General features: G+C 60.2%; 7 protein-coding genes. 3 read left to right on the forward strand and 4 right to left on the reverse strand.

Annotation, left to right across the window (positions count from 1 at the left end):
- Positions 1-274: 274 nt before the first annotated feature.
- From ACFVTM_RS17135 to ACFVTM_RS17145, 3 genes are all read right to left on the reverse strand, one after another.
- Positions 275-3,301, reverse strand: a complete 3,027-nt coding sequence (locus ACFVTM_RS17135; protein WP_390204903.1) for a class I SAM-dependent DNA methyltransferase — start codon at positions 3,299-3,301, stop codon at positions 275-277.
- A gap of 1,085 nt (positions 3,302-4,386) precedes the next feature.
- A complete protein-coding gene (locus ACFVTM_RS17140) occupies positions 4,387-5,679 on the reverse strand; it encodes a hypothetical protein (RefSeq protein WP_390204905.1) in 1,293 nt (430 codons plus the stop codon).
- Positions 5,679-6,956, reverse strand: a complete 1,278-nt coding sequence (locus tag ACFVTM_RS17145; protein WP_390204907.1) for a hypothetical protein — start codon at positions 6,954-6,956, stop codon at positions 5,679-5,681. The genes ACFVTM_RS17140 and ACFVTM_RS17145 overlap by 1 nt, the downstream gene beginning before the upstream one ends.
- Positions 6,957-8,161: 1,205 nt before the next feature.
- On the opposite strand from ACFVTM_RS17145, the gene ACFVTM_RS17150 reads away from it, so the two are divergent.
- A complete protein-coding gene (locus ACFVTM_RS17150) occupies positions 8,162-8,680 on the forward strand; it encodes a hypothetical protein (RefSeq protein ID WP_390204908.1) in 519 nt (172 codons plus the stop codon).
- Positions 8,681-8,850: 170 nt separating this feature from the next.
- On the opposite strand, the gene ACFVTM_RS17155 is transcribed toward ACFVTM_RS17150, so the two are convergent.
- A complete protein-coding gene (locus tag ACFVTM_RS17155; protein WP_390205088.1) occupies positions 8,851-11,970 on the reverse strand; it encodes a DUF3427 domain-containing protein in 3,120 nt (1,039 codons plus the stop codon).
- A 757-nt stretch (positions 11,971-12,727) separates the two neighbouring features.
- Here ACFVTM_RS17155 and ACFVTM_RS17160 point away from each other — a divergent pair.
- Together ACFVTM_RS17160 and ACFVTM_RS17165 are read left to right on the forward strand one after the other, a co-directional pair.
- Complete coding sequence (locus tag ACFVTM_RS17160; protein ID WP_390204910.1) at positions 12,728-13,441, forward strand: response regulator; 714 nt, start codon at positions 12,728-12,730, stop codon at positions 13,439-13,441.
- Between the two features lie 261 nt (positions 13,442-13,702).
- On the forward strand, positions 13,703-14,752 hold the full coding sequence (locus tag ACFVTM_RS17165) for a substrate-binding domain-containing protein (RefSeq protein WP_390204912.1): 1,050 nt from the start codon (positions 13,703-13,705) through the stop codon (positions 14,750-14,752).
- Positions 14,753-14,833 lie beyond the last annotated feature (81 nt).

Below are 14,833 nucleotides of genomic sequence, written 5' to 3' on the forward strand. Positions count from 1 at the left end.
GCTGGGTTGACGTGGCGGCCTCAAATCGCAGACGGCAAATATCGTCCGATCGCTTGTGCGGATGGGGTGGCCAACAGCGGCGCCGCTGTCGTCTAGCGGCTCCGCGATGATCACCTCAATGAGCGTCGGGACCTGTAGTCCGAGGGTCCATATGGCGCGGAGCAGCCTAGACGCCGTAGTGGCCTGACTTGTGTTGTGGGCAGATCCAAGCAGGATGAACCGGTGGCGCTGCAGGACAAGGAAGACGGTTGTGCGGAGCCCAGTGTGAGGCCATTCAGGAAGGAATAGGGGCGGGCGGCACCAGCCCATCCGTGTCGAACAGAGAGGGCGACGAAGTCATTTGCGCAGGGCTAAAGTCAACTGGTCCCATGTCTTCTGGTGACCTGAGCTTCGCAAGTTCCTGGGAGACCCAGGACGCCTGCACTGCAACGGCCACGCTCTCAGACAAGTCCTCGCCTAGGTAATAGCGTGCTCGCCTCTTGGCGTCTTCGAATACGGCACCAGCGACAACGTGAAAATTCTCGATGAATCGCAGACATCTGCTCCCATCCAAAGGCAACGGCACAGGACCGGCCCAGCGTAGCGTTCGAAACAGGCGTAGGAGGGAAACTCTCGAGGTGTGAGCCAAATCGAGGATTTCCCCGTCAGTTGTTTTCACGACAGTCAGCGGAAGCAGGGCCTGTTGATCGTCCTCGGGAGGCGCCACTGCATCAATTAATTCGATCGGGCTTTGAACCAGCTCCAAGAATCCTGCGGAGTAGCTGTCCGCAATTTCAGCGAGAACGTCACGCGCGGCGCGAGAGGCGGGATCGACCGACCGCTGCCCACCTCTTTTCCCGAGAGCTCGCCGGTTGGCTTGGACTTGGTCCTCGACAGCCTCAACGGCAGCCCTCCAACGACCATAAGATTCGTAAACCTCGTCGAGCAGGACTGCTGCATCGCCAGGGGAGATTCCGAGCGCAACGAGAATTGCGTAGTCAAGCCGCCGGCGCGCCGGGTCCACGGCTCCAGTTGAACTCGGTGCAGGCGGGACACGATCCGTGGATCGGATTGCGTCAAGTGCGGTCCGCACTTCTTCGTTCTTGGTGGGATCTGTCATTCGTCGCGGATCAGGAACCATGATCAGCCGAACCGCAGGCGGCCCCAGGTCAAAGGCCCCCTCGTTGCCTGTAGATGTTCCAACTAACAGCCGAGTCATTATCGCGAACGTCGAGTTGAGCACCGCGCCTAGAAGGTCAACGTCCGTTCCCTCGAACCCGTCAACGCCCACAAATCGCCCGTTGAGGACTGCGCCCGCCTCATTGTCGACAGCGAAGTAGTCGTATGCGGAGTTATACGGCAGGACCCACCGAGATCTGACGATCTCCCTCGTTTGTCTGTACCAGGCGCCAGTGGTGGCGTTTTGTCGAACGAGCGCCTTTTCGTGAACCCTCTGATTCTCGCCATGGCGAATGTATGCGCGCAATCCTGCGCCGCGGCTGTGTTCACGGGGGTACAGGTATCTGTTCTGGACGTTCGCAGTCTTTGGGCGGAATCGTCTTCCGTCAGGGATATCAAGATCGCGCGGGTTCTGGAGCGCTGGCAGCAGATCGTCCCTATTGATGCGACCAGACCACCCCGTCATTCCCCCAACAAGGGGATTGGCGGCCGTTCCTCCCTTCAATACCTGCATGAAGAAGAAGGAATCCGCGCCGGTCTTCAGCCCCAGCCGGACCTTACCAATGTCACCGACAGGAACGAAGTCCGAGCGCTCTGCCAACCTCAACGCGAGCTTTGGTGCTCTCAAGAACCGGGAACGCCATGTGACCTGGCTGTAACGGCCGTCTGCATCCATGCCCAGTGCACGTAGCTCCTCCTGCCGGATTACGGCATGGTCCAACTCTGACGATTCACCGCTACCTTCCAGGCCCAGTATTCGATCCCGAAGTGCGTCTACGCATTCGAAATGCTCCCGAGTGTTTTCTATCGCTGAATGCCCGAAAAGCTCTCGCAACGGGGCCCGCAGCGTCACGAAGCGAGTCTTGAGTTGCCGACGGTCCTCATCCTTGTGGAGCTTTCGAAGGCTAAGTACCACAGTTCCGACACGAGCTTCGCTGAACCACTGCTCGGCCATCGACTCCACTACTGCTTCTATGGAGAACTTGTTGAGCAGCCATTCCTGTAGCTGTCCGCCATAGTCGGAGTCGAGCCATTCGCCAGACGTGATGAACAGCATCCTTCCCCCCGGGGCCAGGAAGTTGGCAGAGTGGAACCAAAAGTACAGGTGGTAGTTGAACCTGTTCCTCAGTGGAGGTAAGCCTCTGTGCCCATCTTTGTAGACAGCATCCGCTTCAAACCGACGGGCTTCACCGATCATGTCGTACCTGATGTACGGAGGATTGCATACGACTGCGTCGATCTGATCCAGCGTTCGCAGTTCGCGGCCTCCCGCGCCGTCGGGGAGGCTAATAAACTCCTTACCCGGAGCGAGGCGGAAGAAGGAAGCTTCCCGGACCTGAGGGTAGTTGGCACCCGACTCGAGATTCTGGGAGGCAAGTCCGATTGTCGCCACGCTGGCCGCAAAGGCCGAGATATCGCTTCCTGCTATCTCTCGAAGCCGCTGGGCATGACTTTGCCCCGGGTGAAAGAGCTTCTTTCTAGCATAAGTACGCACTAAGAACGTCCCACCGCCACAGGCGGGGTCTAGGACGACCCCGCGGCCGTCCGGAACAGCCAACGACAGCATCAGATCCACAACGTCTGGGTTTGTGTAGTGCTGGCCCCACTCGTATCGTTCGTGAGGGTCGATTAGCCGCTCGAAGAGCTTTCCAAGCACGTCATAGCCGATCTCTTCCAAACGGAAGTGATCCAAAAGGTCTATGACTTTTATCCAACCCTTGCAGGCAAGGTTGCTTATCAGGGCGTACCGGCAAATGTCGTCAAAGGAGAAGACGGTCTCGTAGTCGCCCGTGACCTCACGAGCTGTGTCGAACGTACTCCGAACAACAGCCTGGGAGATGGACGGGTGGCCGTCGGCCGGAAGAGACAATGCGGGCAAAGCAGGTTGAGCACGCCTCAGCGCTGTGTAGAAGAGGAGCCGCGTCGCAAAGACATAGGTAGCCACTTGAGCTACCCTGGCGATCTCTTCGTCAAAGCGGTCTCGATCGTGAGGCCAACCCTGCTCGTCCACCATCCACTTTATGAGACTCTGCCTGAACTCAGTGTCGGCTTCGATCCTCGTCGATATCGCATCGCGAATGTCGACTACGGGGCGGACCAGCGACGCCCGCAGCGATTCCACAAAGAACTCGTCGGCAGGCACAGCGGCTGCCTGGGTCGACCCCGTCAGTACGGGAGCGAGTGTCGCAAGAAGCTCTTCCCATGCTTGCCTGATACGGTCCCGTGTGCTGGCGACGTCCAGAGATTCGCGGGTTGCAGGTATGCGAATGGGCGGGACTGGGACCCCGCGGGTTGCCGTCGGGCCGTCCTTCCGGTTATCCAGGAGGACGAAGTCGCGACCATCCGTGGTCGCCGACCACCGCGCCCCAAGCCGCAAAGCCTTCATAAGTGCGTTGTCAATATTATCGATTGCGTGCGGAGACGGATTGGGGTGGTCCGGCAAGCGCAGCTCTAAGGCGAGGAGGGCCTGGCTCGAGTCGTCGTAGAGTACGACGTCGGACCGTTTGGCGCTCCCGTCGGATGACTCCTCAATGCTGCAACGAGACAGTCCCCACGAGGGGTTCTGGGATATCAAGGCGTCCCACCACGACTTAATTTCCCCGCCGAATCCCCACTCGTTCACCGAGGTGCCCACCTTCCACGCACCAGGGCGCCGTTTGCTTGACAAGTCGTGGACCAGTGTATCTGGATCTTGTCAGAGGCCAACCAACTGAGCTTGGCCGACCACTTGGCGCACGTGCACTGCCGGCTCGCTGGCACATTACGCCACGCCATGCGGGTCCGGCGGTTGGGGGACATCGGCATTAGCGTCCACGGGAATTTGAAGTGGAGCTAGGGTTGCACGCGGCCACGGCTATGTCGGTTCGCAGGCCGCATCATCACTAGGTGACCTCGATCAGACGTGACGAAAAGGTGACGAAGACCATGGGAATTGGTCAGAAATAGAGGGAATGCTCAGGAAGACAGCTTTGTCAAGAGCCAGCAATGAACCCCCAGAAATCGATGATTTCTGGGGGTTCTCTCCGAGCTTCCTGCCAGAATCGAACTGGCGACCTTCTCATTACGAGGGAGAAGGCCACGGCGTCACGCTGTAAGCCGATGGCGGCGTTTACGGAGGGTCACGAAAGATTCCTGCCGCACCTGCAGAGGCGCGCCACAGCCTCGGAGTCAGCTGACTTTCGGCTTCGGCCTCCGTAACGGACCTGGGTCATCATCAGCAGACCCGGGTCACCCCTCCGAATCATTGGCTAGGTCTCCGCTGGAATGTCCTTCGTAGCTATCATCGGGCTCCCAGTCTTCTAGATCCAAAAGCGACAACTGTGGGAGGCTGGTGTTCGAATGAGCGGCAGATGGTGGCGTCCGCTTTGCAAGGGAATCAAGAAGACCCGGTGGCGTGCTGTTGGCAGCGCCGGCCGCTGGAGGAGAAGTGGACTGTTCCTCCCCCAGCAGCACTCGACGAGCATGACCTCGAAATCTGGGGTCGAGATCACAAACGCTTGTGAGGAAACCGCAAACATCTGCCGCGAGCTTTGCGGCGATAGGGTCAAAGACTCCGGGCCTGAGTGCTACGGGTATGGCCTCTGCGTTCCCGGCCGTCGCGAATGCGGTAGCCACTTCTACGTACCGAAGGGAGGTTTGAAGATGCTGCGGACGCTTCAGAAGTCGGGTGATCAATTCGAGCATCGGCCGAAAATAAGCAGGGAGATGCCCCCTCTCCGGCGTCCCTGCTGGACGTGCATGGTTTAGCAGGGCAGCTGTAACGCGCTTCTCGTCCAGCCCTGCAGCCCCCCCAAAGATGTACTCCTGAACCGCCCTGTCGGGGTCGCCAAGAAACCCGCCGCGCACGTATCCAGTGACACGGGTCAGGCTTAACTGGTAAAGCCAGCAGAGATCCAGGAAGACAGCGCGGTGCGCAGGATCTGAAGGGTTCAGAAGCTTGCTTGCCTTTGCGAGGTGGGCGACAAGCTGAGTCGGGTTTCTGTGGGGCTCGTTCACCCAGTAATCGAACTGGGAGAACTCAAGCAGATGGGCAAGTTTGCTATTCAACCCGTTGAACGCGCTCAGGTGACTAGCCACGGCCCGTCGATCAAAAAGGACGTCGAGGCCTGGTGTTTCAGCACTGGGACCGGGATCGTGAATCGCCTGCAACCTCGCGAGTTCTGGACTAGTGAGTATGCCAATGCCGAGTCTGGCTGATAGCTGTCTCGCAGCGTCAGTCACCTCGTGTTCTCGGACCAAATATGCATGGTCTGCCCCAAAGAACTCAGCGACACCCTTGACCCAAAACATGCGCGACGTGCTGTCGCGTTTGCTCGTCTTACAGTCGGCTATCAGGGTGGTTATGCGGACATCGGGCGAAACCGAGATGCCAAGGACGTCGAGATCGGTGAAAGACTGAGCACCTCCGCGTTGGCTCGCTGCCTTGTGCCCTCTCAGCTCCACGTCCAGACGCGTCGACAGGCCCATGTCCCAAAAAAGGCGCCGCGTCCCTACCTTTAGTCCGAGATCAAGCTCCGACACTATACGAACCGTCCCATCGCTGCTTCGAATATTTGCGAGAAGTGCTTCGGATCCTGGATGGCGCTCTGCCTGCTGCGGTACATGGTCTGCATAGGAGCTACGTAGGCATTGCCGGCATCCAACGCACTTCGAGCGTCCTGATCGCTCACTCGCGTCTGAACGCCCTCACCATGTGTGATCAGGTCTCTAGCTAAAATCAATGCAGCCCGGTTATCCTCAGTGTCGACAAAACGCGGCACTTTCCAGTTGCCTCCCGGCTTTGAATCCGGGTCGAAAACTATAAGTCCCGCACGATACATGAGGTTGTACTGTCTTTCGTGGGAACTGTGCGGGGCGAGGAAACCTCGGTTCTTGTCCAACAATTTGTTGATCACAGACACGAGGGCGCTCTGCGACAAGTTGTTGTGGCCTCCGTCGAACTCAGCACAACGTAGACAAGCAAGCACAGTCAAGGCCTTGTCAAGAACGGCCTTGTGGGTTGTGAGAAGCCTCTTGTCCGGCACGTACGGCAGTGCGGCAAAGGCTTGGGTATTCCCGCCCGGAAGCTGCACTGCTGGCGCCATCACAAGCCCTCGAGCAATGGCATCGGATATCAGTGGGTACTGTTCCTTTGAGATTGCGAGACCCTGGTGCCTTCGAACAGCATCGAACTCGTCGCTCAGTTGCCCGCTTCCGTGGTCGTTGACAAGCTCGGTCAAGACTTCCGGATTCTCAAATCCGAAAAATGGCGAGTAGGCGATGTCCCCGTCAGTAGTGCTCAGGACTTGGATTAGTCCGCCGCCTTTAGCTACCTCCATGACGTGGGTCAGGTCAGCCCGGTCTAGCCCGTACTTGTTCTCTATGTCCTCTACCGCCACAGGTGCCCCGGAGAGTCCATCGACGACCGTCAATAGCTGCTGCTCAATCTCGGTTGGCTGGCGCTCCTTCCACGACTCACCCAGCCGTTCGTAAAGGTTTTCGTAAAATGGGACATTCTCCGTAAACGACGTGATTTTTCCGCCGGTCCGCTGTACGCCTTGGACAAAATCTACGTCTTCAAGTACACGGATCACGGAATCAAAGGACAGCATGCTGACGTCTAGTTGGGCGGCCGCGACCGTCATCAGCGCTTGCCCGTCCTGAATAACATCTCGCCCACGTATAAGGCCCGCAACCGTTGCAGCCATACCGATGATACGGGTGTCGTTCAAGGGACTGAGGAGCGGGGAATTGGGGTCCACGTTGCGAACCCCCGAGTGCACGTCCTGACAGCGGAGCCCTAGATTGATGCCGTCCACGCCTTCTACCCCCGTATTTTTAAACTGGATGGGACTTCGCTGCCCCGGTCTAAGCTACAGCAGTCAGAGGCACTCTCGTTCTGCCAACGGAGGACGCGGTTAGTACTTGCGCGGGCCCTGGCGGAGCAAGACCTACAGGAAGAGACGCGAAGGCTGGCGCTACCGAGCGCTTCCCTCCAACCAGATTCGCAACAGTCCGACGGCGCACCTAGAAGAATCCATCGTGCTTCGGGGTTCAACCTTCCCCACGCGAGGACATCCTTAGGCCTCGCGCGGGTCGCCTGAAGGGCCGGGAACAACTGAGCACGTTGGTCGCCGCGTGGCCAGCCTATTGGCCACGCGCAGAGCCTGAAGAGCTCCGCCGAGGAGTCTAAAATTCGCGGCGTGATGGGCAAATGGCGGCTCGCCTGAGAATCGGAGTCTGCGGAAGCCGAAGCCCCGGGGATTCTTTCGGCCAAGACCCAGTGAAGGCGACAAGATTCTCACCGTGGCCCCGCTACTCGGCGGAGAAGTCTCCACGCTCCGAGGCCTTCGAAGCGACGAGGCCACGGAACTTCTGACATTGCTCGGCATCACCGCGTAACGGCTGGATAGCAGTCAAACGCACCTACTAGATAAAGGCGACGCCCTCGAGCATAGCTAAAGGGATTCGTCATGCAGTCCAAATATTCCTAGGTGCTCGGTCATCCATTACCGATATGACCCGCAGCTGTGGTCCTCGACCGTCGGTAATTAGTGGATGCAAGTGGCTTTCGGGAACTGGATCTGGCTGGATTGCAGGCACCCTGGATCGGATGCTCACCAAAGCTGACGATAATTTGACAGGACAGATGACAAATATTGTTAGGCCGACAACTCTACTTTGCGCTCGCAGCCAATGCTAATGTCCGTGAGGAAGTTTCGTGAAGGTCTCATTGCGGGGGGAATAAATGAATACACGTGTTGGGCGCAGCTATGCTGGACTTTCGGGCCGAATCATGGCGGTCCCGACTGCTGACAACAAACGACGTTCGTCATCCGGTCGCGTAGTACAGATCGGGGCCGTAGCCAGCGTTGCTCTCCTGGCACTTACGGCATGCGGAGGTCAAGCTGCGTCTTCACAGTCCATTCCGTCAGCATCAACGCCGGCCGCAGAAACTCCAACGCCGTCGGCGACAGCTACTGCGCCAGCAACTGTTTCCTGTTCTTCCGAAAATTCGAGTGAAATGCACCAGCAGACAACTTTTATTTGCACGAAGGCCGAAGATGGAAAGCTGCTGTGGATGGAACAGTCCGCATCAAAGCGAGTCAAGGACGCTCAAGCGGTCGCCGCGCTAGCGCTTAAGGCCGCCGCCGACAAGGCTGCATCTGACAAAGCCGCCCAAGAAGCGAAGGCTGCACAGGAACAGGCCGCCGCCACCGAAGCCGCACGCCAGCAGGCAGCAGCCACCGAAGCCGCACGCCAGCAGGCAGCAGCCACCGAAGCCGCACGCCAGCAGGCCGCGGCTGCCGCAGCCGCAGCCGCAGCCGCAGCGCAAGCAAAAACCCCTGTTCGCCCGGCGCCCCCTGCGGCTCCCTCTGGATGCGATCCCAACTATTCAGGTGCGTGCGTACCCATTGCTTCGGATGTGGATTGCGCAGGTGGAAGCGGCAACGGTCCAGCATACGTACGTGGGCCCGTCACTGTCGTCGGAAGCGACATCTACGGCTTGGACCGCAATGGCGACGGCCTAGGCTGCGAATAGTTGAAGCAAGTGCAGTTAACTTCGGCCGCGTGTTAGCTCACTGATGTGGAACCGGGCGCGGCACCCGCCCGCACGCCAATCCTGCACCAAGCTGCGATATTCATCCATACGGGCGTACGAACCGGAGCTACCTGCTGGCAGGGAACCACGCTTTAGGTTATATGCCGGACCTATTGCGCCACAGCGGCTGCCGTCGCAAAGACGTCGGCAGGCATGGCCCGGTGTAGTCTCCAAGTGATCGCGATAGGCTTCTCCCCCGTGTGCTGCACATAGTCCACCTGGCCGAGGCAAGTGTATGGAACAGTTAGCCCGGTCTCGTCCTCGGACGTGTCCCGGGTGAAGATCAGGACCTTCGAACCGTGCGAGGTTCGGTCCAGGTACCGTTCGCCCGTTGGGCTGCTCGGCGACGTGGTGTTCTGCGACTCCCAGTGGAAGAGCTCCGGACTAATCGCGTAGTCCTTGTACATCGTGGTCGCCGTGTGGTTTTTGTCGTCCTTATTCAGGGTAACGAAGAACGCATCCGTTGAAGTGGCCTGGCACCAGGCGACGCCCTCTCGGTGCTGGACATTCTTCCCCAATTCCAGAGATCCGTATTGCAGTGCGGCCAGGATCTCTTCGCGCCTATAGGTGGCGTGCGAGAGTAGCGGGACGTGCTGCAGTCCGGCGCCGAGGCCTTTCGCGGCATGCCTGGAGGCGGCAACGCCGAGCTTCACGAGCTGGCGGATCTCGCTGCAGACAAGCTGGTAACCGCGTAGATAGTCCAGGCCGGCGTCGTACGACTTGAACCCGCCGCCGTCGTCCCAGAGCGTGTAGAACAGCATGCGGGCGAACGTCTGTTCCCGCCCACCGAGCTCCTCGTAGCGGGGCGCCTCCGGGGCGACAAGCAGGGAGTACGCCTCGGCCCGCTCGGGATCATCGACATGGATCAGCCGGACCATCCTGGCCAGAAGTTTCTTTTCCGCGTCGTCGTAGAGTTCGTGAATCCTTCCCCGAATGACAGACTCGGCCGGCGAAAACCCTTCGATCAAACCCGCTAGCCGGAGGTAGCCAGTCCAGGAATCCTTTGTCGAGCGGTAAATGCCCTTTAGCTCGGTCCCCGACTTCTCGAGGTACGTCTCCAGCTCCGTTTCCCCGTAGGAGGCAATATCCCGCACCAGCTGGGATCGGTTGAACCTCAGCTGCGCCTTGATGTTGTCTAGGACCACCTGCTGCGCCACCCTGTCCAGCACGATCTGCGAGCCGGAGGGCAGGAAGGGGAACTCGTCCTCGACAGCCTTCTCGAGTTCCCTACGGCCGTAGCCGGTCAAGGCGCGGTACCGCAGATCGAAGCGGAACTCGCGACGCTGCTGGCCGATGAAGTCCAACACGGTCAGCACGGACTTTTCGTCGGCCCTGCGTAGGCCGCGGCCGAGCTGCTGCAGGAAAATCGTGGCGCTCTGCGTAGGCCGGAGCAGCAGGATGGTGTCCACTTCGGGCAGATCAAGACCCTCGTTGAACAGGTCGACGGCGAAGATGCAGTTGATCGTGCGGTCCCGCAGCTGCTGCAGTGCGAGGGCGCGTTCGCTGTCGTCGGTCTTGCCGGACACCGCCACCGAGGCGATGCGGGCGCGATTAAAAACCTCGGCCATGTAGACGGCATGCTGAACCGAGACGCAAAAGCCGATGGCACGCATGTCCGCCGTGCTGGTGACTTTGTCACGCAGTTCCCGGATCACCTTGCCGGCACGTGCCTCGTTGCCGGTGTAGAGCGCATCGAGCTGGGCGACGTCGTAGCTGCCACGCTTCCACTCCAAACGGCTGAGATCGACGTCGTCCGAGACGCCGAAGTAGTGGAAGGGCACCAGCAGGTCCGCATCCAGCGCGTCCCACAACCGGAGTTCGCTCGCCCGTCGCCCATCGAAAAACTGCTTGGCAACGTCGACGCCGTCGCCGCGTTCCGGCGTGGCTGTCAGTCCAAGGAGTTCCAGCGGACGGAGGTGATCAAGGAGTCTGCGGTAGGTGGGCGCCTCGGCGTGGTGGAACTCATCAATGACGACGACGTCGAAGTCGTCCGGCTTGATTTTGTCCGTCCCCAGCGCTGCAAGGGACTGGACACTGGCAAAGACGTGCTTCCAGGCCTTGGGCTTGTTCTCGCCGACGAACAGCTCACCGAAGGAGCCCGTCTGCAATACATCACGGTACGAGCGGAGGGATTGCCTGAGGATCTCCTGTCGGTGCGCCACGAACAGGAGAGTAAGTTGACGGCCGGCCTCTTCGCAGAGGCGCTTGTAGTCCAGGGCCGCGATGACGGTCTTGCCCGTGCCGGTAGCGGCGACAAGCAGATTGCGGTGATGCCCCTTGTCCCGTTCCGCTTCTAGATCCTCGAGCATCTCGACCTGGTGCAGGAAGGGCTGGACCTCGAGTCTAGTGTTTTGGTTAGGAGCCGTGGTGAGTTTCCCGCCGTTACGCGCGAGGGCGCCATCTAGTCTTTCGCCATCGCGGTCCGGGTCATAGCTCTGGAAAGCTCGCTGTTCCCAGTAGCTGTCGAAAGTGACTTCAAACTTCTGCAGGAGGGCCGGCGTCGCGACCGAGCTGAGCCGGACGTTCCATTCCAGGCCGTCGAGGAGGGCCGCACTGCTGAGATTGGAGCTGCCCACGTAGGCAGTGTGGAAGCCGGAGTTGCGCCGGAACAGCCACGCCTTGGCATGGAGACGGGTGGAGTGGGTTTCGTAGCTGATCTTCACATCAGCGCCATACCTCTGGACCAGTTCATCGATGGCCCGGCGCTCGGTGGCACCCATGTACGTGGTTGTGATGACGCGGAGCTTTACGCCGCGGTCCCGAAGGTGCTCGAGGGCGGGTTCGAGAAGGCGAAGCCCGGTCCATCTGACGAAGGCGCAGAGCAGGTCAACGGTGTCGGCGGACTCAATCTCAGTACGTAGCTCCGCAGCCAGATTTGGATCGTCTTTGCTGTTGGTCAGGAGGGCAGAGTCGCTGAGTTTTGTCTTGGGTCGGCGGATCTGCCTTCGCTTAAGCCCCTCCGCTCGGTGGAGCGAGTGAAGCTGCAGCGGGCCGGAAGAGATAGTGTCGGTGTGGTTCAGTTCGCCAAGAAGGCGGTTGGCCAGTTCGACCCGTTCATCTGGCTTGGCAGCAGTGAGCGCTTGACGCACGGCGGCTGCGACGTGCCTTGACAGGACGTCCGGAGCAACGTCGTCCTCGACGCGGTCGAAGACCGGTCGCAGTCCCGGTTCGTTATCTAGTAGGCTACCGAGCGCGTCCGTCCTGAGAAGCTCATACAATCCCTCGGGCAGCTCCTTGGCTACCCCTCCCCCAATGAAATCAGTCACTGCGCCAGGGTATTTCGTTGGAGGGACAAATGACGAATAGCACCGCTTTCCAAGATGTATAGTCTTCCGCATGGCTGTAGGGGACTGCGAAAGCGCGTTTTGGAATTCGGCAAGAGACGACGGGTTGGACCTCCTGCGCTACACGAAGCCTTGGATAAATCAGCGGGGACATTTCGGGCTCCCACCTCAGGCTGATTCCGTGGTGCGCCCGCTCCACGACGTATTCCTGGCTCTTGGGGGCAACGCAGCCGAGCAGGCAGCGAAGCGCCCAACTGCTATGCCCGGAGACTTTATCCACCCGGAGACGGGAACGAACATTGAGATCGACGAGCCACAGCACTTCACAAGCTTCCGCCTCCAAACTTTCAGTTTTTACCCAAGCCACGTGGCCTTGGGCTATGACGCGGAGACATATCGTCGACTTTGCCAGCACCTGTCTGGGGAAGCCGATGCCTATTTCCGCACCAAGACTGCGGCAGCCTTCGGAGTAGGCGGTCGCCAGCGACAGCGCGCCTACTACGATGCTCTCCGAGATCTGGCAGCGCCTGCCATGGGACTCCCGCCTGTCATCCGCATTGCGGCGGCCGACAGAGACGGTGCCGCGGCATACAGTAGAAACCGCGACGTCATACGGGATCGACTTTCAAGCACGTGAACGAGGGAATTTTGGTCAGGGGCCCTTTCGATCGAGTCCGCACGGATTGTTGTCAGGAGTGAATCAATGAACGCAGATCAAGTGAATGGGCTCATTTCTGCAATTGGTGGCCTACTTAACGCCCTCCTATGGCCAACGCTGATTGGCATTGTTGTTTTCAGGTTCGGGCCAGCTGTAATGCGGAAGTTCACCGAATCGGACGAAGTGACTTTTAAAGCGGGAGGTGTAGAAGCTTCATTCCAGAAAGTAAAGGTCCAACTTGCCGCCAACCTGGTCGCCGCTGTGAATGACAAGGCAGCTAGTGACCAGAGGGGGGCCACAGTCGACGCGCAGGACATCGCCGATGATGTGGAGCATGCAGTACCCGACGTTTCAGCTTTCGAACGTCTCCACGGCTCTCGTCTACTTTGGGTTGATGACCGCCCGGACAACAACTTCTACGAACGCCGGGCGCTCGAGGCTCTTGGGATCCACATCGAAACCTCTCTCGACACACCTGACGCACAACGCCAGCTTCGAGAGCGTTCCTACGACCTGGTCATTTCCGATATGGGTCGCCCCGGGGACTCCCGAGCCGGATACACGTTGTTGGACGGCTTGCGTCAGGCCGGAGATCTGACACCCCTCGTTATTTATGCTGGTTCCCGCGATCCCGAGCACGTCACAGAAGCTCAGAGTCACGGCGCAATCGGTTGTACAAATTCTCCGCAGGAGTTGATCCTCCTGGCCACCGCAGCGCTCGGCGCTCGACGAGTGCCATGGGCAACAGGACGCCGCTGATCGCATCTCCCTTTGCCGGCCCTTCGCATTTTGCCTCGTCAGCTATAGGCACCAATCGTTCGTGCAGGGATGCCGGGCTGGGCACATTTGGGAATGCCATCGAGTCCGCTGCGGCCCACCGTTTACGAAACGCAACGCGATCCCGCACCCACCCCTTACTGTTGAACCTGCACCGAACGAAACCGTTTACGTAAACCGTTTGCGTGACGGTCGTCATTACGGCTTACGCAACCCAGCAGGCACCCTCAGGGAGGAGGAACAGTGGTCACCATCCGCGATGTCGCCAAGCACGCCGGCGTCTCCCCGGCCACCGTCTCCCGGGTTGTCAACGGGCTCGTCGGCTACTCCGACGAAACCCGGGAACGTGTCGAGACTGCGGTCAGGAGCCTCAGCTACGAAACGGACTACCTCGCCCGGGGCCTGAAGACCCGGCAAACGTCCGTGATCGGGCTCCTCGCCCCCATGGTGTCCGACGCCTTGGCCTCCCAGGTAATGCAGGGCGTGGAGGAGGAAGCCCAGGAACGTGGGTACGCCGTGATGCTGGGCCGCACCGGCGCCAAGTCCGCCTACATCGCCGGCTACCTGCGGACCCTGCGAACGTACCGGGCCGCCGGCGTCATCCTCATCTCCGCGGTGATCACGCCGGAGACGAGGCAGCTGCTGGGGCCCAACGTCCCGATCATCTCCGTCGCCATCAGCGACAAGTCCGGCTCCCCCAGCGTGGCCATCGACGACGAGCAGGCAGCCTATGACGCGACCCGTCACCTGCTGCGGCTCGGCCACCGGCGCATCGGCCTCCTGACCGGCGACCCGGCGTCAATCTACGTCGGCCAGCCCCGCAAGCGCGGCTACCTGCGCGCGATGACCGAGGCCAAGTGCACGCCGGTCACCGCCACCGGGACCTTCTTCTACGAAAGCGGCGCCGCCGGCGTCGACGAGCTGCTGCAGCAGGATCCCGGCCTCACCGCGATCTTCGCCGTGAGCGACGAGATGGGTGCCGCCGTCGTCAATGAACTGCAGCGGCGCGGGCTCCGGGTGCCGGAGCACGTCTCCGTCTTGGGCTTCGACAACACCTCCACGTCCCTGCACGTGAACCCGCCGCTGAGCACTATGGCCCAGCCGCTCGAGGAGATGGGACGGATGGCCGTGAAGAAGCTGCTCCGCTCCCGCGACCTGGGGCCAAAGATCATGCCGCACCGGCTGATCGAGCGCGGCTCCACCGCGCCGGTCAGCTCAACACCGCCCAGTCCAACACCGGCTAACCCGGCCCCGCCCGGCGAACAGGCCGGCGAACCGGTCCTGGTCAGCTAACCAACACCTCAAAAGACAACCACCACCCACGGCGGCAGCCGGCGCTCCCCCGCGCCACCAAGCGACCCGCCGCGATTCCGC

The organism is Arthrobacter sp. NPDC058130 (genome assembly GCF_042884475.1).
Lineage (GTDB): Bacteria > Actinomycetota > Actinomycetes > Actinomycetales > Micrococcaceae > Arthrobacter.

Excerpts from the sequence above, each read along its gene's own strand:
- ACFVTM_RS17150 (WP_390204908.1), top strand. The coding sequence starts at position 8,162 with ATGCACCAGCAGACAACTTTTATTTGCACGAAGGCCGAAGATGGAAAG.
- ACFVTM_RS17160 (WP_390204910.1), top strand. The coding sequence starts at position 12,728 with ATGAACGCAGATCAAGTGAATGGGCTCATTTCTGCAATTGGTGGCCTA.